This window comes from Actinotalea sp. Marseille-Q4924, assembly GCF_916618755.1.
Classification (GTDB): Bacteria; Actinomycetota; Actinomycetes; order Actinomycetales; family Cellulomonadaceae; genus Actinotalea.
The window spans coordinates 496538-516194 of sequence record NZ_CAKAKB010000001.1 but is presented as its reverse complement, the minus strand read 5'-3'; the positions used below and the strand labels follow the sequence as shown (position 1 = coordinate 516194).

15 protein-coding genes and 1 tRNA gene are annotated in these 19657 nt (G+C 69.7%); 3 read left to right on the top strand and 13 right to left on the bottom strand.

Translation table 11 applies throughout. The annotated features are described in order from the left end of the window. Positions 1–267 precede the first annotated feature (267 nt). From tuf to rplJ, 8 genes are all read right to left on the bottom strand, one after another. A complete protein-coding gene (gene tuf / locus LG379_RS02405; protein WP_225752988.1) occupies positions 268–1458 on the bottom strand; it encodes an elongation factor Tu in 1191 nt (396 codons plus the stop codon). 115 nt (positions 1459–1573) lie between these two features. Further along, positions 1574–3676: an elongation factor G gene (fusA, locus tag LG379_RS02400; protein ID WP_225752987.1), complete on the bottom strand. Its 2103-nt coding sequence runs from the start codon at positions 3674–3676 to the stop codon at positions 1574–1576. Between the two features lie 48 nt (positions 3677–3724). After that, positions 3725–4195, bottom strand: coding sequence for a 30S ribosomal protein S7 (rpsG, locus tag LG379_RS02395; protein ID WP_225752986.1), 471 nt, complete (start codon positions 4193–4195; stop codon positions 3725–3727). After that, entirely contained in the window at positions 4195–4569 is a 375-nt protein-coding gene (gene rpsL, locus LG379_RS02390; RefSeq protein WP_034223461.1) for a 30S ribosomal protein S12, read from the bottom strand. Before rpsL ends, rpsG begins: the two co-directional genes overlap by 1 nt. A gap of 430 nt (positions 4570–4999) precedes the next feature. Further along, the gene (locus LG379_RS02385) at positions 5000–8875 is read right to left on the bottom strand and encodes a DNA-directed RNA polymerase subunit beta' (RefSeq protein ID WP_225752985.1); all 3876 of its coding nucleotides are present in this window, start codon (positions 8873–8875) and stop codon (positions 5000–5002) included. A 95-nt stretch (positions 8876–8970) separates the two neighbouring features. Then, positions 8971–12480, bottom strand: a complete 3510-nt coding sequence (gene rpoB / locus LG379_RS02380) for a DNA-directed RNA polymerase subunit beta (RefSeq protein ID WP_225752984.1) — start codon at positions 12478–12480, stop codon at positions 8971–8973. Between the two features lie 289 nt (positions 12481–12769). Then, positions 12770–13153 (bottom strand): 50S ribosomal protein L7/L12, encoded by a 384-nt coding sequence (rplL, locus tag LG379_RS02375; protein WP_225752983.1) that lies wholly within the window; start codon positions 13151–13153, stop codon positions 12770–12772. 95 nt (positions 13154–13248) lie between these two features. Continuing rightward, on the bottom strand, positions 13249–13779 hold the full coding sequence (rplJ, locus tag LG379_RS02370; protein ID WP_225752982.1) for a 50S ribosomal protein L10: 531 nt from the start codon (positions 13777–13779) through the stop codon (positions 13249–13251). A 342-nt stretch (positions 13780–14121) separates the two neighbouring features. On the opposite strand from rplJ, the gene LG379_RS02365 reads away from it, so the two are divergent. Together LG379_RS02365 and LG379_RS02360 are read left to right on the top strand one after the other, a co-directional pair. Beyond that, positions 14122–14538, top strand: a complete 417-nt coding sequence (locus LG379_RS02365; RefSeq protein WP_225752981.1) for a DUF4383 domain-containing protein — start codon at positions 14122–14124, stop codon at positions 14536–14538. A 4-nt stretch (positions 14539–14542) separates the two neighbouring features. Beyond that, a complete protein-coding gene (locus LG379_RS02360) occupies positions 14543–15193 on the top strand; it encodes a hypothetical protein (RefSeq protein WP_225752980.1) in 651 nt (216 codons plus the stop codon). A 108-nt stretch (positions 15194–15301) separates the two neighbouring features. On the opposite strand, the gene rplA is transcribed toward LG379_RS02360, so the two are convergent. The 5 genes from rplA to LG379_RS02335 form a co-directional block, all read right to left on the bottom strand. After that, complete coding sequence (rplA, locus tag LG379_RS02355; protein ID WP_225752979.1) at positions 15302–16021, bottom strand: 50S ribosomal protein L1; 720 nt, start codon at positions 16019–16021, stop codon at positions 15302–15304. A 266-nt stretch (positions 16022–16287) separates the two neighbouring features. Beyond that, on the bottom strand, positions 16288–16719 hold the full coding sequence (gene rplK / locus LG379_RS02350; protein ID WP_225752978.1) for a 50S ribosomal protein L11: 432 nt from the start codon (positions 16717–16719) through the stop codon (positions 16288–16290). A 79-nt stretch (positions 16720–16798) separates the two neighbouring features. Beyond that, positions 16799–17554: a transcription termination/antitermination protein NusG gene (gene nusG, locus LG379_RS02345; protein ID WP_225752977.1), complete on the bottom strand. Its 756-nt coding sequence runs from the start codon at positions 17552–17554 to the stop codon at positions 16799–16801. A gap of 55 nt (positions 17555–17609) precedes the next feature. Beyond that, positions 17610–17909, bottom strand: a complete 300-nt coding sequence (secE, locus tag LG379_RS02340) for a preprotein translocase subunit SecE (protein WP_225752976.1) — start codon at positions 17907–17909, stop codon at positions 17610–17612. A gap of 174 nt (positions 17910–18083) precedes the next feature. Beyond that, positions 18084–18156, bottom strand: a tRNA-Trp gene (locus LG379_RS02335). Positions 18157–18406: 250 nt separating this feature from the next. Here LG379_RS02335 and LG379_RS02330 point away from each other — a divergent pair. Next, positions 18407–19585 carry a pyridoxal phosphate-dependent aminotransferase gene (locus LG379_RS02330; protein ID WP_225753338.1) on the top strand — a complete coding sequence of 393 codons (1179 nt, stop codon included), beginning with the start codon at positions 18407–18409 and terminating at the stop codon, positions 19583–19585. Positions 19586–19657: the final 72 nt, after the last annotated feature.

Sequence of the window (19657 nt, the reverse complement as noted above, 5' to 3'; positions counted from 1 at the left end):
CGACACCGGGCTGGATCTGGACGATCCCGCCGGCGGCCGCGTTCGGACGCAACGGCGCCGGGCAACCTGAACAGTGTGCCAGACGAAACCCACGAAGACCAATCGCGTGTCGCACGGCCTGGCCGTGCGGTGCGTGGTAGCCGTGCAGGTCCCGTCGGCGCCGTCGTCGTACGCCGCCCCTGGGGGCTGCACCGTCGCCGCACGAGGTGCGCGACCGGACGACACGGCGAGGGCCCGGACCACACGTGGTCCGGGCCCTCGTCGACGTCACTTGACGATCTTGGTGACCTTGCCGGAGCCGACGGTCCGACCACCCTCACGGATGGCGAAGCCGAGGCCCTCCTCCATGGCGATCGGCTGGATCAGCTCGACCGACATCTCGGTGTTGTCGCCCGGCATGACCATCTCGGTGCCCTCGGGCAGCGTGATGACGCCGGTGACGTCCGTCGTCCGGAAGTAGAACTGCGGACGGTAGTTCGAGTAGAACGGGTTGTGACGGCCGCCCTCGTCCTTGGCCAGGATGTAGACCTGGGCCTCGAAGTTGGTGTGCGGCGTGATCGAACCCGGCTTCACGACGACCTGGCCGCGCTCGACGTCCTCGCGCTTGATGCCGCGGAGCAGGAGGCCGCAGTTCTCGCCGGCCCACGCCTCGTCCATCTGCTTGTGGAACATCTCGATGCCCGTGACCGTGGTCTTCTGCGCCGGGCGGATGCCGACGATCTCGACCTCGGAGTTGATCGCGAGCTTGCCGCGGTCGACCTTGCCGGTCACGACGGTGCCACGGCCCGTGATGGTGAAGACGTCCTCGATCGGCATGAGGAACGGCTTGTCCATATCACGCACCGGCTCCGGCACGGACTCGTCAACGGCGTCGAGGAGCTCCTGGACGGACTCGACCCACTTCGGGTCGCCCTCGAGCGCCTTGAGGCCCGAGACGCGGACCACGGGGGCCTCGTCGCCGTCGAAGCCCTGCGCCGACAGCAGCTCGCGGACCTCCATCTCGACGAGCTCGAGGATCTCCTCGTCGTCGACCATGTCGGACTTGTTGAGCGCCACGAGCAGGTAGGGCACGCCGACCTGGCGCGCGAGCAGGACGTGCTCACGCGTCTGGGCCATGGGGCCGTCCGTCGCGGCGACCACCAGGATCGCCCCGTCCATCTGGGCGGCACCGGTGATCATGTTCTTGATGTAGTCGGCGTGACCCGGCGCGTCGACGTGCGCGTAGTGGCGCTTCTCCGTCTGGTACTCGACGTGCGCGATGTTGATCGTGATACCGCGCTGCTTCTCCTCCGGCGCCTTGTCGATCTCGTCGAACGGCGTGAAGGGGTTCAGGTCGGGGTACTTGTCGTGCAGCACCTTCGAGATGGCAGCGGTCAGCGTCGTCTTGCCGTGGTCGACGTGACCGATGGTCCCGATGTTGACGTGCGGCTTGGTCCGCTCGAACTTGGCCTTCGCCACTGGTGTCCTCCTCGGACTGGGTAGTTGTGCCGAACGGTGCAGGTGCCGGATGACGCCTGCGGGGCGTTGCGGTCGCTACAGGTTGATGGTTGTACTGGCGGTTCGACCTGTGGGACTACTCGCCCCGGGTCTTCTTGATGATCTCCTCGGCAACGTTCCGAGGAACCTCGGCGTAGCTGTCGAACTGCATCGAGTACACCGCGCGACCCTGGGTCTTGGACCGCAGGTCACCGACGTACCCGAACATCTCCGACAGCGGGACGAGGGCGCGGACGACCTTCACGCCCGTCGCGTCCTCCATGGACTGGATCATGCCGCGACGGGAGTTGATGTCGCCGATGACCTCACCCATGTAGTCCTCCGGCGTGCGCACCTCGACGGCCATGATGGGCTCGAGGAGGGCGGGGTCCGCCTTCCGGACCGCCTCCTTGAGGATCATGGAGCCGGCGATCTTGAACGCCATCTCGGAGGAGTCGACGTCGTGCGCCGCGCCGTCGAGCAGCGTCGCCTTGATGCCGACCAGCGGGAAGCCGGCGAGGACGCCGAGCTCCATCGCGGACTGCACGCCGGCGTCGACGCTCGGGATGTACTCGCGCGGGACACGCCCACCGGTGACCGAGTTGACGAACTCGTACATGTCGCCGTCCTCGGACTCCAGCGGCTCGAAGGTCATCTGCACCTTCGCGAACTGGCCCGACCCACCGGTCTGCTTCTTGTGCGTGTAGTCGATCTTCTCGACCTTGCGCCGGATGGTCTCGCGGTAGGCGACCTGCGGCTTGCCGACGTTCGCCTCGACCTTGAACTCGCGGCGCATCCGGTCGACCAGGATGTCCAGGTGGAGCTCGCCCATGCCGCCGATGACGGTCTGGCCGGTCTCCTCGTCGAGGCGCACCCGGAACGTCGGGTCCTCCTCGGCGAGCTTCTGGATCGCGACGGAGAGCTTCTCCTGGTCGCCCTTGGTCTTGGGCTCGATCGCCACGTCGATGACCGGCTCGGGGAAGGTCATCGACTCGAGGATGATCTGGTTCTGCGGGTCGCACAGGGTGTCACCCGTGGTGACGTCCTTGAGCCCGATGAACGCGTAGATGTGGCCGGCCGTGGCCTCGTCGACCGGGTTCTCCTTGTTGGCGTGCATCTGGAAGAGCTTCCCGATGCGCTCCTTCTTGCCCTTGGTGGAGTTGACCACCTGGGCACCGGAGGGGACCTTGCCGGAGTAGACGCGGACGTAGGTCAGCTTCCCGAAGAACGGGTGCGTGGCGACCTTGAACGCCAGCGCGGAGAACGGCTCGTCCGCCGAGGGCGCGCGCGTGATGATCTTCTCCGCGTCCTTGACGTCGTGGCCCTCCATCGGGGGCACGTCCAGCGGACCGGGCAGGTAGTCGATCACGGCGTCGAGCATGGGCTGCACGCCCTTGTTCTTGAACGCCGAGCCGCACAGCACGGGGTACGCCTCGCCCGCGATCGTGAGCCGGCGGATGCCGGCCTTGATCTCGTCCTCGGTGAGCTCCTCGCCGCCGAGGTACTTCTCGAGCAGCTCCTCGTCGGCCTCGGCCACGGCCTCGACGAGCTGGGCCCGGTACTCCTCGGTCTTCTCGACGAGATCGGCGGGGATCTCCTCGATCGTGTAGTCCTCACCCATCTTGACGTCACCGCGCCACGTCAGGGCCCGCTTGTAGACGACGTCGACGACGCCGATGAACTCGCTCTCGGCGCCGATCGGGAGCTGGAGCACGAGCGGCTTGGCCTTGAGGCGGTTCACGATCGTGTCGACGGTGAAGTAGAAGTCCGCACCGAGCTTGTCCATCTTGTTGACGAAGCAGATGCGCGGGACGTTGTACTTGTCCGCCTGCCGCCACACCGTCTCGGACTGGGGCTCGACGCCCTCCTTGCCGTCGAACACGGCGACAGCACCGTCGAGCACGCGCAGCGACCGCTCCACCTCGACGGTGAAGTCGACGTGGCCCGGCGTGTCGATGATGTTGATCTGGTTGCTCTGCCAGTAGCAGGTCGTCGCGGCCGACGTGATCGTGATGCCGCGCTCCTGCTCCTGCTCCATCCAGTCCATCGTCGAGGCGCCGTCGTGCGTCTCACCGATCTTGTAGTTGACCCCGGTGTAGAACAGGATCCGCTCGGTGGTCGTCGTCTTACCGGCATCGATGTGCGCCATGATGCCGATGTTGCGGACCTTCTTGAGGTCGGTCAGCACGTCAAGTGCCACGGGTAAGCCCTTCTCGGTACGGGTCAGGAGGCGGCGGCCCCGCTGGGATCACCAGCGGTAGTGGGCGAACGCCTTGTTCGACTCGGCCATCTTGTGCATGTCCTCGCGACGCTTGACCGCGGCACCCAGGCCGTTGCTGGCGTCGAGGATCTCGTTCATGAGGCGCTCGGTCATCGTCTTCTCACGACGAGCCCGCGAGTAGTCGACGAGCCAGCGCAGCGCGAGGGTCGTCGAGCGGACCGGACGGACCTCGACCGGGACCTGGTAGGTGGCGCCGCCGACCCGGCGGGACCGGACCTCGAGCGCCGGACGGACGTTCTCCAGCGCACGCTTGAGGACGACGACGGGGTCGCTGCCCGTCTTCTCGCGCGCACCCTCGAGGGCGCCGTACACGATGGCCTCCGCGACGGACTTCTTGCCGTCGAGCAGGACCTTGTTGATGAGCTGGGTGACGACAGGAGACCCGTAGACCGGGTCGACGATGAGCGGCCGCTTCGGGGCCGGGCCCTTGCGAGGCATCAGCTCTTCTCCTTCTTCGCGCCGTAGCGGCTGCGCGCCTGCTTGCGGTTCTTCACGCCCTGGGTGTCGAGCGCACCGCGGATGATCTTGTAGCGGACACCGGGGAGGTCCTTCACACGGCCGCCGCGGACGAGCACGATCGAGTGCTCCTGGAGGTTGTGGCCGACACCCGGGATGTACGCCGTGACCTCGATCTGGCTCGAGAGCTTCACGCGCGCGACCTTGCGCAGCGCGGAGTTCGGCTTCTTGGGGGTGGTCGTGTAGACGCGCGTGCACACACCGCGTCGCTGGGGGCTGCCCTTGAGGGCCGGCGTCTTGGAAGAGTTCGCCTTGGACGACCTTCCCTTGCGCACGAGCTGCTGGATCGTGGGCACTACGTCTCCGTGTCTCTCGGTACTGCTCGTCTGGTCGGACCGGGAGGGACCCGGTCATGCGGGCCGCACTGCTGCGACCCGGGATCTTTCGTCCCGCACCGACCCCCGCGTCCGGGTGTGTCGGGCCACCTGAGCGCGTCGCCACCCGCCTCCATGATCGGACGGGGGTTCAGCGCGCGGTGGTCCACCGGCCATCGCACCTCCCCCGACCCCGCTGCCCCGGAGGGCACGGGCGGCTCGGTGGCGATGCACGCGCGAGGGCCCGACGGCGCGGGCACAGGGGCCAACGCTACCTGCCGGTCCAGGGAGCGTCAAAGTGACGAGGGGCACGCCCGACCGGGGCCGTGCGACCGGGTCCGCCGGCCGAGGACCGACGACGACGGCCGCCGCCCGCTCGCGCGGGTCGACGGCCGACGTCGTCAGGCTCGACTCAGCGCAGGTCGCCGAAGTCGATGTCCTCGAGCGGGATCGCCTCGCCGGAGCCCATGCCGAGCGGCGGGAAGTCGATCTCGTCGTAGCCGAAGGACGGGTACAGCTCGGCCTTCGCCTCCTCGGTCGGCTCCACCGTGACGTCGACGTAGCGGGGCATGCCCGTGCCGGCGGGGATGAGCTTTCCGATGATGACGTTCTCCTTGAGGCCGAGGAGCGGGTCGCTGCGACCGCTCATCGCCGCCTCGGTGAGGACGCGCGTCGTCTCCTGGAACGAGGCCGCGGACAGCCACGAGTCGGTCGCGAGCGACGCCTTCGTGATGCCCATGAGCTCCGGGCGACCCGCCGCCGGCTGACGCCCCTCGGCGACCGCCTTGCGGTTGGCCTCCTCGAACCGGCCGCGCTCGGCGAGCTCGCCGGGCAGCAGGTCGGTCTCGCCCGAGTCCAGCACGGTCACGCGCCGCAGCATCTGCCGCACGATGACCTCGATGTGCTTGTCGTGGATGTCCACACCCTGCGAGCGGTAGGTCTCCTGGACCTCGTCCACCAGGTGCTTCTGGGTGGCACGCGGGCCGAGGATGCGGAGCACCTTCTTCGGGTCCACCGCCCCCTGGACGAGCTGCGTGCCGACCTCGACGTGGTCGCCGTCGGAGACGAGCAGCCGCGACCGCTTGGAGACCGGGTAGGCGACCTCCTCCGAGCCGTCGTCGGGCGTGAGGACCAGCTTGCGCAGGCGCTCCGTGTCGTCGACGGCGATGCGGCCGGTGTGCTCCGCGATGGGCGCCTCACCCTTGGGGGTGCGGGCCTCGAAGAGCTCCTGGACACGCGGCAGACCCTGCGTGATGTCGTCGGCCGAGGCCACACCACCGGTGTGGAACGTCCGCATCGTCAGCTGGGTGCCGGGCTCGCCGATGGACTGCGCCGAGATGATGCCGACGGCCTCGCCGATGTCGACGAGCTTGCCCGTCGCCAGCGACCGGCCGTAGCACAGGGCGCAGGTGCCGACCCGCGACTCGCACGTCAGGACCGAACGGACCTTGACGTCCGTGACGCCGGCCTCGAGGAAGCGTGCGATGAGGACGTCGCCCGCGTCGTCACCCGCGTTGCCCACCACGGTGCCGTCGCTCGCGACGACGTCCGTGGCGAGGGTCCGCGCGTACACGCTGGTCTCGACCTTCTCGTGCCGGACCAGGGTGCCGTCCGACAGCGTCTCCGCGATGGGCATCGTCAGCCCGCGCTCGGTGCCGCAGTCGTGCTCGCGGATGATGACGTCCTGCGAGACGTCGACGAGACGACGGGTGAGGTACCCGGAGTCGGCGGTCCGCAGCGCGGTGTCCGCCAGGCCCTTCCGCGCGCCGTGCGACGCGATGAAGTACTCCAGGACCGACAGGCCCTCGCGGTAGTTCGACTTGATCGGGCGCGGGATGATCTCGCCCTTCGGGTTGGCCACGAGGCCACGCATGCCCGCGATCTGCCGGACCTGCATCCAGTTGCCTCGGGCCCCGGAGGACACCATGCGGTTGAGGGTGTTGTGCGCGGGGAAGTTGTCCTTCATCACGCTCGCGACCTCGTCCGTCGCCTGGGTCCAGATCTCGATGAGCTCCTGACGGCGCTCGTCGTCGGTGATCAGACCCTTGTCGTACTGGCTCTGGATCTTCGACGCACGGGCCTCGTAGGTGTCGAGGATCTTCTGCTTGTCCGGCGGGGTCGCGACGTCCGAGATGGCGATCGTGACGCCGGAGCGGGTGGCCCAGTGGAACCCGGCCTCCTTGAGCGCGTCCAGGCTCGCGGCGACCTCCACCTTCGGGTACCGCTCGGCCAGGTCGTTGACGATCGACGAGAGCCGCTTCTTGTCGACGACGCCGTTGACGTACGGGTAGTCGACCGGGAGCAGCTCGTTGAACAGCGCACGGCCCAGCGTCGTCTGCAGGACGATCGGCAGGCCCGGCTCCCAGCCCTCGGGCGCGTCGAAGTCGGCCGGCGGCACCAGGTCGGTGAACCGGATGCCGACGACGGCGTTGAGGTCGAGCGAGCCCTGGTCGAACGCCATGATCGCCTCGGAGACCGAGACGAACGCGCGTCCGCCGCCGTGGGCGTCGTCCTTGTCGGCCGTCAGGTGGAACAGGCCGATGATCATGTCCTGCGAGGGCATGGTGACCGGACGGCCGTCCGACGGCTTGAGGATGTTGTTGCTCGACAGCATGAGGATGCGGGCCTCGGCCTGCGCCTCGGTGGACAGCGGCAGGTGCACCGCCATCTGGTCGCCGTCGAAGTCGGCGTTGAACGCGGCGCACACCAGCGGGTGCAGGTGGATCGCCTTGCCCTCGACCAGCTTCGGCTCGAACGCCTGGATGCCGAGACGGTGCAGCGTGGGCGCGCGGTTCAGCAGCACCGGGTGCTCGGTGATGACCTCCTCGAGCACGTCCCACACCTGCGGGCGGGCACGCTCGACCATGCGCTTGGCGCTCTTGATGTTCTGCGCGTGGTTGAGGTCCACGAGCCGCTTCATGACGAACGGCTTGAAGAGCTCGAGCGCCATCTGCTTGGGCAGGCCGCACTGGTGCAGCTTGAGCTCCGGGCCGACGACGATGACCGAACGGCCCGAGTAGTCGACGCGCTTGCCGAGCAGGTTCTGGCGGAACCGGCCCTGCTTGCCCTTGAGCATGTCGGAGATCGACTTCAGCGGGCGGTTGCCCGGGCCGGTCACCGGACGACCGCGGCGGCCGTTGTCGAACAGCGCGTCGACGGCCTCCTGGAGCATCCGCTTCTCGTTGTTGACGATGATCTCCGGCGCGCCCAGGTCCAGCAGCCGCTTGAGGCGGTTGTTCCGGTTGATGACGCGGCGGTACAGGTCGTTGAGGTCGGACGTCGCGAACCGGCCACCGTCGAGCTGCACCATCGGGCGCAGGTCCGGCGGGATGACCGGGACGGCGTCGAGCACCATGCCGAGCGGCGTGTTGCTCGTGGTGAGGAACGCGTTGACGACCTTGAGGCGCTTCAGGGCACGCGTCTTCCGCTGCCCCTTGCCGTTCTTGATGATGTCGCGCAGCGAGTCCGCCTCGGCCTGGAGGTCGAAGTCCTCGAGGCGCTTCTGGATCGCGGCGGCGCCCATCGCGCCCTTGAAGTAGTTGCCGTAGCGGTCGCCGAGCTGGCGGTACAGCATCTCGTCGCCCTCGAGGTCCGCGACCTTGAGGTTCTTGAAACGGTCCCAGACCTGCTCGAGCCGCTCGATCTCGGCGTCCGCGCGCTTGCGGATCTGCGCCATCTCGCGCTCGGCCGAGTCGCGGACCTTGCGGCGCGCGTCGGCCTTGGCACCCTCGGCCTCGAGCTGGGCGAGGTCCTCCTCGAGCCGACGCGCGCGCTTGTCGATGTCGACGTCGCGGCGGGTCGAGATCTCCTTCTTCTCGAGGTCGATCTCGTTCTGCAGGTTCGGCAGGTCCTCCTGCCGGCCCTGCTCGTCCACCTCGGTGATCATGTAGGCGGCGAAGTAGATGACCTTCTCGAGGTCCTTCGGCGCCAGGTCCAGCAGGTAGCCGAGGCGCGAGGGGACACCCTTGAAGAACCAGATGTGGGTGACGGGCGCGGCGAGCTCGATGTGGCCCATCCGCTCACGGCGCACCTTCGAGCGCGTCACCTCGACGCCGCAGCGCTCGCAGATGATGCCCTTGAAGCGCACGCGCTTGTACTTGCCGCAGTAGCACTCCCAGTCCCGGGTGGGACCGAAGATCTTCTCGCAGAAGAGCCCGTCCTTCTCCGGCTTGAGGGTCCGGTAGTTGATGGTCTCGGGCTTCTTGACCTCGCCGTGGGACCACGTGCGGATGTCCTCCGCGGTCGCCAGGCCGATGCGCAGCTCGTCGAAGACGTTGACGTCGAGCAAGGTTCCTACTTCCTTCTCAGTCCGTATTCACCGTGAGTTGGCCGGTGAGTGCCGGTGACCTGCCCCGGGGCCGTGGGGTCCCGGGGCAGGCGAGATCAGATCTCCTCGATGCTGGAGGCGTTCGGGCGGCGGGACAGGTCGATGCCCAGCTCCTCCGCCGCGCGGTACACCTCGTCGTCGTTCTCCTTCATGTCGATGGAGACGCCGTCGGACGACAGCACCTCGACGTTCAGGCAGAGCGACTGCATCTCCTTGAGGAGGACCTTGAACGACTCCGGGATGCCCGAGTCGGGGATGTTCTCGCCCTTGACGATGGCCTCGTAGACCTTGACGCGACCGGGCACGTCGTCGGACTTGATGGTCAGGAGCTCCTGGAGGGTGTACGCGGCGCCGTACGCCTCGAGCGCCCACACCTCCATCTCGCCGAACCGCTGGCCGCCGAACTGCGCCTTACCACCGAGCGGCTGCTGGGTGATCATCGAGTACGGGCCGGTCGAGCGGGCGTGGATCTTGTCGTCGACGAGGTGGTGGAGCTTGAGGATGTACATGTAGCCGACCGCCACCGGGTCCGGGAACGGCTCGCCGGAGCGGCCGTCGAACAGCCGCGCCTTGCCGGTCTCGTCGACCATCCGGTCGCCGTCCCGGTTCGCGTGCGTGCTGCCGAGCAGACCCGTGAGGACCTCCTCCGGCACACCGTCGAACACGGGCGTCGCCACGGGGGTGCCGGGCGCGCTGCGCTCGGCCACCTCGGGCACCCGGTCCCGCCACCGGGCGGACGCGTCGGAGGCGTTCTGGATGTCCCAGCCCTGCTTCGCGACCCACCCGAGGTGCGTCTCGAGCACCTGGCCGACGTTCATGCGGCCGGGCACGCCGAGCGGGTTGAGGACGATGTCCACCGCGGTGCCGTCGGGCAGGAAGGGCATGTCCTCGACCGGGAGGATCTTGGCGATGACGCCCTTGTTGCCGTGGCGGCCGGCGAGCTTGTCGCCGTCGGTGATCTTGCGGCGCTGGGCGATGTACACCCGGACGAGCTCGTTGACACCGGCGGGCAGCTCGTCGCCGTCCTCGCGGCTGAACGTCCGCACCTCGATGACCGTGCCGGACTCGCCGTGGGGCACCTTGAGCGACGTGTCGCGCACCTCGCGCGCCTTCTCGCCGAAGATCGCGCGGAGCAGGCGCTCCTCGGGGGTCAGCTCGGTCTCACCCTTGGGCGTGACCTTGCCGACGAGGACGTCGCCCGCCGCCACCTCGGCACCGATGCGGATGATGCCGCGCTCGTCGAGGTCCGCGAGGACCTCCTCGGAGACGTTCGGGATGTCCCGGGTGATCTCCTCCGGGCCGAGCTTGGTGTCGCGCGCGTCGACCTCGTGCTCCTCGATGTGGATCGAGGACAGGACGTCGTCCTGCACGAGACGCTGGCTGAGGATGATGGCGTCCTCGTAGTTGTGGCCCTCCCACGACATGAACGCCACGAGGAGGTTGCGGCCGAGCGCGAGCTCGCCCTCGTCCGTCGCCGGGCCGTCGGCCAGCACGGAGCCGACCTCCACCCGGGCGCCCTCGTCGACCAGCACGCGCTGGTTGTAGGACGTGCCCTGGTTCGACCGACGGAACTTCGCGACCCGGTAGGTCGACGTCGTCGCGTCGTCGTTCGCCACGGTGATCAGCTCGGCGGACACCTCGGTGACCACGCCCGGCTTGGTCGCCACGATGACGTCACCCGCGTCGACGGCGGCACGGCGCTCCATGCCCGTGCCGACCAGCGGCGCCTCGGAGCGCACCAGCGGCACGGCCTGGCGCTGCATGTTCGCGCCCATGAGCGCGCGGTTCGCGTCGTCGTGCTCGAGGAACGGGATCATCGCGGTGGCGACCGAGACCATCTGCCGCGGCGAGACGTCCATGTAGTCGACCATGTCGCCCGGGACGATCTCGACCTCGCCGCCCTTGACGCGCACGAGGACGCGGTCCTCCGCGAAGTGGCCGTCCTCCGCGAGCGCGGCGTTGGCCTGCGCGATGACGAAGCGGTCCTCGTCGTCGGCGGTGAGGTAGTTGACCTCGTCCGTGACGCGGCCGTTGTCGACCTTGCGGTACGGGGTCTCGACGAAGCCGAACGCGTTGATCCGCCCGTAGGTGGCGAGCGAGCCGATGAGGCCGATGTTCGGGCCCTCAGGGGTCTCGATCGGGCACATGCGGCCGTAGTGCGACGGGTGGACGTCACGGACCTCCATGCCGGCGCGGTCACGGGACAGACCGCCGGGACCCAGGGCCGACAGACGCCGCTTGTGCGTCAGGCCCGCGAGCGGGTTGTTCTGGTCCATGAACTGCGACAGCTGCGAGGTGCCGAAGAACTCCTTGATCGACGCCACGACCGGGCGGATGTTGATCAGGGTCTGCGGCGTGATGGCCTCGACGTCCTGCGTCGTCATCCGCTCGCGCACGACGCGCTCCATCCGCGACAGGCCCGTGCGGACCTGGTTCTGGATGAGCTCGCCGACGGCGCGGATGCGGCGGTTGCCGAAGTGGTCGATGTCGTCCGTCTCGACGCGCACGTCGACGGGCTCGCCGTTGCGGCGGCCGGGGATCGTGGCGACCTCGGCGTGCAGCGCGGCCATGTACTTGATCGTCGCGACGACGTCGGTCACCGAGAGCACGGAGTCGCTCAGCGGCACGTCGATGCCGAGCTTCTTGTTCACCTTGTAGCGGCCGACCTTCGCCAGGTCGTAGCGCTTGGGGTTGAAGTAGAAGTTCTCCAGCAGCGCGCGGCCGGCCTCCACCGTGGGCGGCTCGCCCGGGCGGATCTTCCGGTAGATGTCGAGGAGGGCCTCCTCCTCGGTGTTCACGTGGTCCTTCTCGAGCGTCTCCAGGACGGCCGGGAACTGCGCGAACTCCTCGCGGATCTCGGCCTCGGTCATGCCGAGCGCCTTGAGGAAGACGGTCACCGACTGCTTGCGCTTGCGGTCGACGCGCACGCCGACGGCGTCGCGCTTGTCGATCTCGAACTCGAGCCACGCACCGCGGGACGGGATGATCTTCGAGGTGAAGATGTCCTTGTCCGAGGTCTTGTCCGCCGTGCGCTCGAAGTAGACGCCCGGGGAGCGCACGAGCTGCGAGACGACGACGCGCTCGGTGCCGTTGATGATGAACGTGCCGCGCTCGGTCATGAGCGGGAACTCGCCCATGAACACCGTCTGGCTCTTGATCTCACCGGTCGTGTAGTTGACGAACTCGGCGGTGACGAAGAGCGGCGCCGCGTAGGTGAAGTCCTTCTCCTTGCACTCCTCCGCCGTGTACTTCGGGGGCTCGAAGCGGTGGTCGCGGAACGAGAGCGACATGCTGCCGCCGAAGTCCTCGATCGGGGAGATCTCTTCGAAGATCTCCTCCAGACCGGAGGTCTCGGGCACGTCCTGCCGGCCGGCCTCGAGGGCGGCGGTGACGCGCTGCTTCCACGCCTCGTTGCCCAGCAGCCAGTCGAAGTTCTCGGTCTGCAGGCCCAGGAGGTCGGGGACCTCGAGCGGCTCGTGGATCGTGGCGAAGGAGATACGGCGAGATGCGGTGCGGTTCGCGATAGCGTCGGCGGACGGAGCAGAAGGGGTGCGCGAGGCAGCCAAGAGGGGTCCTTCCCTGCGGATCGTGTGCACACGCGCGGGACCGTGTCCTACCCTCGTCCCGACCGGCCCGCGACAGCGGATCGGCCACCGGGCACAGTTCGGGGCCGAGAGCGGGTTGAGGGAGGGCAGGCACAAGCCAGCGCAAAGCGCTAGCGTAGCCGGACAGGACAGCATTGTCCAACCGCCACGTCAAGCCCCCACGCCCGACGGATGTGACGAGGCCCGCACCCCGTGCTGGGGTGCGGGCCTCGGACGTCGGCCGGAGCCGACCCGCGTCAGGAGCGCAGGGTCACTTGAGGGTGACGGTGGCGCCGGCGCCCTCGAGGGCGGCCTTGGCCTTCTCCGCGGTCTCCTTGTTGACGGCCTCGAGGACCGGCTTCGGGGCACCGTCGACGAGGTCCTTGGCCTCCTTCAGGCCGAGGCTCGTGAGGGCGCGCACCTCCTTGATGACCTGGATCTTCTTGTCGCCGGCGGCCTCGAGGACGACGTCGAAGTCGGTCTTCTCCTCGACCTCCTCGGCGGCGGCGGCGGGGCCGGCGGCGGCCGCGACGGCGACCGGGGCGGCAGCGGTGACCTCGAAGGTCTCCTCGAAGGCCTTCACGAACTCGGAGAGCTCGATGAGCGTGAGCTCCTTGAACGCGTCGAGCAGCTCCTCGGTGCTGAGCTTCGCCATGGTGGCGGTTCCTTCCTGGTTGCCCTGCTCTGCGGAGCAGGTGGGGTGTGGTGTGTCGGGGAGCGGGTGGTGACCCGGGCGGGAGGCCCGAGGGGTCAGGCCGCCTGCTCCTCGTTCGCCCGCTTCTCACGCAGGGCATCGATGACGCGCGCGGCCTGGGCCGTGGACGCCGTGAACATGTAGGCAGCCTGGTAGAGCTTGCCCTTCATCGCGCCGGCCATCTTGGCCAGCAGCACGTCGCGGGACTCGAGGTCCGCGAGCTTGGTGATGTCCTCGGCCGCGAGGGCGCGTCCGTCGAGGACACCGCCCTTGATCACGAGCTGAGGGTTCGCCTTGGCGAAGTCACGCAGACCCTTGGCCGCCTCGACCGGGTCACCGGTCACGAAGGCGACGGCCGAGGGGCCGGCGAGCTGGGCGTCGAGACCCTCGACGCCCGCCTGCTTGGCCGCGATGGCGGACAGCGTGTTCTTCACCACGGCGTAGGTTGCGTTGCCGCTGAGCGCGCGACGCAGCTGCTTGAGCTGCGCGACGGTGAGCCCGCGGTACTCGGTCAGCACGACGGCGTTGGACTCACGGAACTGCTCGGTGAGCTCAGCGACCGCGGCTGCCTTGTCCGGCCTCGCCATGGCAATCCTTCCGGTGGTGGTCCCGCAGTCGGACATCGCCCCGGAGACGAGAAGAGCCCCGCGCAGGCGCGGGGCTCACGGCAGGACGGGCACGACGGCCGTCCGATCGGAAGTCACATCACCTGCGCCGGCCCCCGCTCGAGCGGAGCTTCGGTCGACCACCCGCATGCGGGCAGCCGACGACCTGCGGTCTTGGGCTCGCCCAGAGTACGAGAGACGGCGCCCGGGACCAAATCGGGCCCTGGCGGCCTCCTCACCCGACGACCGACCCATCCGCACCGCCCCCGGCCGCGAACACCGGTCGACGGCGGGACCGGCCCGCCCCTCACCGGAGGTCCTTCCATGAACCGCTCCCCCAACCGCCTCGTCGCCGGCGTCTTCGGCGTCGTCTACCTGCTCGTCGGCGCCGCGGGCTTCGTCGTCACCACGGGCGTCGACCTCGCCGCCACCGACGGGGCGACCCTGATCCTCTTCGAGGTCAACCCCCTCCACAACGTCGTCCACCTCGCCATCGGTGCGGCCCTGCTCGCGTCCTCGGTCCGCTCCGCCGCCGCCGCGACCGTCGCGAACACGGTCGTGGGCGCCGTCTACCTCGTCGTCGGGCTCGTCGGCCTCTTCCTCATCGGGTCGGGCGCGAACATCCTCGCGCTCAACGGTGCCGACAACGTCCTGCACATGGCCAGCGCGCTCCTGCTCCTCGGGGTCGGCCTCGCCGGTGACCGCGAGCGCGCGGGCACGCACGCCGCCGCCACCCGGTGACGCCGTGAGCACCGCGCTCGCCGTCGGCCTGGCGGCCCGTGGCGGCGCGGCGGACGGCGCGCGCACGGATACCGGCGTGACGGCCGACGGCGCCGCGGACCGCTCCCTGCCGGCACCGGCCGTCGGCCTGCTGGGCCTCGGCCGGGTCGGCGCCGGGCTGGTCGCCGTCGCGTCGGGCGCCGAGCACCTGCGGCACGCCGGGGGTGCGGCGTGGGGCGTCACCCTGGTGACGCTGGGCGTGGTCGTCGGGGTGCGCGGCCTGCTGGGCGTGCGCCGGCGCCGCACCCCGGGCCCGCGTGAGGCGGCGCTGCTCGGCGGCGCCGGAGCCGCGTGGGCCGCGGTCGCGACGTCCGGCGCGATGCCGGGCGGTGTGCCGCACGTCGCGGACGGCGCCGACGCCGCACTGGTGGCGCTGCTGCTGGGCAGCGCGGCGGTCGCAGCAGCAGGCGTGCGGTCGGGGCGCCCCGCGTCCCGCGGTCGTCCCGTGCTGCGGCTGGCCGGCTGGGCGGGCGGCGCCGTCGTGGTCGCCGCGATCACGGCCGGCGGCCTCGCGAGCACCGAGGCCGGCCGGCACGCGGTGCCGCACGGCGACCACGGCCTCCAGACGCGCCCGCCGGTGAGCGACGTGCCCGCGAGCGGGCACCCGGGTCACTGACGGACGAGCCGCGCGCGCCGACCCACCGCCGCGCACACGTCCGACCGGGGATGCCGAAGGGCCCGGCAGCACAGCTGCCGGGCCCTCCGCCGTCGAGCGGGAGGGACGTCAGGCGACGTCGTCCTCCTCGGTGAGGTTGCGCGTCTTGTTCTGGTCGAGCGGGATGCTCGGGCCCATCGTCGTCGTCACGAAGGCCTTGGTGATGTACCGGCCCTTCGACGTCGACGGCTTCAGACGCAGGACCTCGTCGAGCGCCGCCGCGTAGTTCTCCACCAGCTGGACGTCCTCGAACGACGCCTTGCCGATGATGAAGTGCAGGTTCGAGTGCTTGTCGACGCGGAACTCGATCTTGCCGCCCTTGATGTCGGTCACGGCCTTCGCGACGTCCATCGTGACCGTGCCGGTCTTCGGGTTCGGCATGAGGCCGCGGGGGCCCAGCACCTTGCCCAGTCGACCGACCTTGCCCATGAGGTCGGGCGTCGCGACCGCGGCGTCGAAGTCGGTGTAGCCGCCGGCCACCTTCTCGATGAGCTCGTCGCCACCGACCTCGTCGGCGCCGGCCGCGCGGGCCTGCTCGGCACGCTCACCGGTCGCGAAGACGAGGACGCGCGCCGTCTTGCCCGTGCCGTGCGGCAGGTTGACGGTGCCGCGGACCATCTGGTCCGCCTTGCGGGGGTCGACACCGAGGCGGAAGGCCACCTCGACCGTCGCGTCGTACTTCGTGGTCGACGTCGACTTCGCCAGGCGGATCGCCTCGAGCGGCGCGTACAGCCGCTCCCGGTCGATCCGCTCCGCGGCGTTGCGGTACGCCTTGCTGCGCTGTGCCATCTGCTTCTCCTCTGCAGGTCGTGGTCACCGGGCCAGCGCCTGGCCCTGCCACTCGGTGTCCGGTGAGGCGGGATGCCTCGTCCTGGACGGTTCTGACGGTCCGACGGTCCAGACCTTCGGTGCTCGCCTTCGGCGGGACCTCGCTGCGCTCGGCCCCACACCTCCGGCTGCGCGCCTCAGCTCTGGACGGTTCTGATGGTCCAGACCTTCGGTGCTCGCCTTCGGCGGGACCTCGCTGCGCTCGGGCCCACCTCCGGCTGCGCGCCTCAGCTCTGGACGGTGATACCCATCGACCGGGCCGTGCCGGCGATGATCTTCATCGCCGCGTCGATGTCGTTCGCGTTGAGGTCCTCGAGCTTCGTCTGCGCGATCTCGCGGACCTGGTCCTGGGTGAGGGACGCGACCTTCGCGGTGTGCGGCGTCGCCGAGCCCTTCGCCACGCCGGCGGCCTTCTTGATCATCTCGGCCGCGGGCGGCGTCTTGGTGATGAACGTGAAGGAACGGTCCTCGTAGACCGTGATCTCGACCGGGATGACGTTCCCACGCTGCGACTCGGTGGCCGCGTTGTAGGCCTTGCAGAACTCCATGATGTTGACGCCGTGCTGACCCAGCGCGGGGCCGATCGGCGGGGCCGGCGTCGCAGCACCAGCGTTGATCTGGAGCTTGATGAGGCCGGAGACCTTCTTCTTGGGGGGCATGACTGCCTTCCGTGTCCGTGGGCCGACGCCGTGGGCGATGACCCGGTTGCAGTGCTGTCGTGCGACCGTCCGGGACGGCTCAGATCTTGGCGACCTGGTTGAACGACAGCTCGACCGGGGTCTCCCGGCCGAAGATGGAGACGAGCACCTTGAGCTTCTGCGACTCGGCGTTGATCTCGGAGATCGTCGCGGGCAGCGTGTCGAAGGGGCCGTCGGTGACGGTGACCGACTCGCCGACCTCGAAGTCGACGGCGATCTGCGGTGCGGCGGCGGCCGACTTCTTCTCCGTCGCGGGGGCGAGGCTCGGGGCCAGCATGCCGAACACCTCCTCGAGCGTGAGCGGGACCGGCTGGTGGGTGTGGCCCACGAAGCCCGTGACGCCCGGCGTGTGGCGCACGGCGCCCCACGACTCGTCGGTGAGGTCCATGCGGACGAGGACGTACCCCGGGATCCGGACGCGGCGCACGATCTTGCGCTGCGCGTTCTTGATCTCGGTGACCTCCTCCATCGGCACCTCGACCTGGAAGATGTAGTCCTCCATGTTGAGGCTCTGGATGCGGTTCTCGAGGTTCGCCTTCACCCGGTTCTCGTAGCCGGCGTAGGAGTGGATGACGAACCACTCGCCGGGCAGGCGGCGCAGCTCGGCCTTGAAGGCGTCGACCGGGTCGACGTCCTCCTCCTCGGCGACGTCGACCGCGACCTCGACCGCGGCGTCGAGGTCGTGCTCCGCCTCGTCGACCGCGGCGTCCGCCTCGACGTCCTCGACGGACTGCACGGCCTCGAGCACCTCGGGGGCCTCGACGTCGGCCTGGGGCTCCAGCGGCTCCTGCGACACGGGTGAACCTGCTTTCTTGCTCGGTGGTGGCGTGGGCGTCGGGGACGGCGGCGCGTCAGCCGCCGAAGATCCAGCCGACGGCGGTCCCGATCCCCAGGTCGAGGACGGTGACGAACGCCATCACCACGATGACGAAGACGAGCACCACGGTCGTGTAGTTGATCAGCTCCGAGCGCGTCGGCCGGACGACCTTCTTCAGCTCGGCGACGACCTGGCGCACGAACAGGGCGATGCGGGCGAAGACGCCGCGCCGCTCCGGCTGCTTGCGCTCCGGCGCGCGGCCGGTCGTGCCCGCGCCGGTGCCGGCGCTGCTGCCCTCGGCACCGGAGGCGGCCGCACGTGCGGATTCGCTCACAGTTCGTCCCTACGTCTCGTCGTGCTGCTGTCGGTGCGACGCGGGATGCGTCGCCGTGCGCCGTCGGCGTGCCCGGTCGTCCCGGACCGGCCGCCGTGACCCGCGACGCGCCGACGCCGGCCGGTACCGCGCCAGGACGGGCTGACGTCCGGAGCGACCTGTCGGCCGATCACGCAGGGCAGGAGGGACTCGAACCCACAACCGCCGGTTTTGGAGACCGGTGCGCTACCAATTGCGCCACTGCCCTTCGGTACTGCTCGTGGAGCTGCCCGTCCGTGCGCCCCGCCCGACGAGTCACGGCTCGCGGGCACGGCCCACTGCGGCGGGCGTCGACCACCAGCCAGCGAGTGTACGTGCTCGCGGCCCGCGGGTCGAACCACTCCCCCGGCCGGGACGGGCGTGGTGCCAGTATGGGGTGCGTGAGCCAGACGCCTGCGACCACCGACGCCCACGACGCCCCCGCCGGGCCTCCCGCCCCCCGCCGCGTCTCTCGACGCATCGGCTCCATCGCCGAGTCCGCGACCCTCGCGGTCGACGCCAAGGCCAAGGCGCTCAAGGCGGCGGGCCGTCCCGTGATCGGGTTCGGCGCGGGCGAGCCCGACTTCCCCACGCCGCAGTACATCGTCGACGCCGCGGTCGAGGCGTGCGCGGTCCCTGCGAACCACCGCTACACCCCGGCGGCCGGCCTGCCGCAGCTGCGCGAGGCGATCGCGGCCAAGACGGCGCGCGACTCCGGCTACGAGGTGGCACCCGGCCAGGTGCTCGTCACGAACGGCGGCAAGCAGGCCGTCTACCAGGCGTTCGCGACGCTCGTGGACCCGGGTGACGAGGTGCTCCTGCCGGCCCCGTACTGGACGACCTACCCCGAGGCGATCCGCCTCGCGGGCGGCGAGCCCGTCGAGGTCTTCGCGGGGACGGAGCAGGAGTACCTCGTGACGGTCGAGCAGCTCGAGGCGGCCCGCACCGAGCGCACCAAGGCCTTGCTCTTCTGCTCCCCGTCGAACCCGACCGGCGCCGTCTACTCGCCCGAGCAGACCGCCGAGATCGGCCGGTGGGCCCTCGAGCACGGCATCTGGGTCATCACCGACGAGATCTACGAGCACCTCGTCTACGACGACGCCGCGTTCACGCCGATCGTCCGCGCGGTCCCCGAGCTCGCCGACACCACGGTCGTGCTCAACGGCGTCGCGAAGACGTACGCGATGACCGGCTGGCGCGTGGGCTGGATGATCGGCCCCGCGGACGTCATCAAGGCGGCCACGAACCTCCAGTCGCACCTGTCGTCGAACGTCGCCAACGTCTCGCAGCGGGCGGCGATCGCCGCGCTCACGGGGGACCTCTCGGCGGTGCACGAGATGCGCACGGCGTTCGACCGCCGCCGCCGGACCATGGTGGAGATGCTCTCGGCGATCGACGGCGTCGTCTGCCCCACCCCCAAGGGCGCCTTCTACGCCTACCCGAGCGTCGAGGGGCTCCTCGGGCGGACGATCCGCGGCGTCACGCCGACGACGTCCGCCGAGCTCGCCGCGCTGATCCTCGACGAGGTCGAGGTCGCCGTGGTGCCGGGCGAGGCGTTCGGCCCCAGCGGGTTCCTCCGCCTCTCCTACGCGCTGGGGGACGACGACCTCGTCGAGGGCGTGCAGCGCCTGCAGACGCTCCTCGGCGAGGCGCGCTAGACGTCGTCGCGACGCGGGGGTCCACCGATCGGTGGACCCCCGGACCCGTCGTCAGGTCCTGCCCACGGGCCC

What these genes read in the sequence shown, in the direction of transcription:
- rpsG (WP_225752986.1), bottom strand. Translation starts at nt 4,195, where the DNA reads ATGCCTCGCAAGGGCCCGGCCCCGAAGCGGCCGCTCATCGTCGACCCG.
- rplL (WP_225752983.1), bottom strand. Translation starts at nt 13,153, where the DNA reads ATGGCGAAGCTCAGCACCGAGGAGCTGCTCGACGCGTTCAAGGAGCTC.
- rplJ (WP_225752982.1), bottom strand. Translation starts at nt 13,779, where the DNA reads ATGGCGAGGCCGGACAAGGCAGCCGCGGTCGCTGAGCTCACCGAGCAG.
- LG379_RS02365 (WP_225752981.1), top strand. Translation starts at nt 14,122, where the DNA reads ATGAACCGCTCCCCCAACCGCCTCGTCGCCGGCGTCTTCGGCGTCGTC.
- rplA (WP_225752979.1), bottom strand. Translation starts at nt 16,021, where the DNA reads ATGGCACAGCGCAGCAAGGCGTACCGCAACGCCGCGGAGCGGATCGAC.
- rplK (WP_225752978.1), bottom strand. Translation starts at nt 16,719, where the DNA reads ATGCCCCCCAAGAAGAAGGTCTCCGGCCTCATCAAGCTCCAGATCAAC.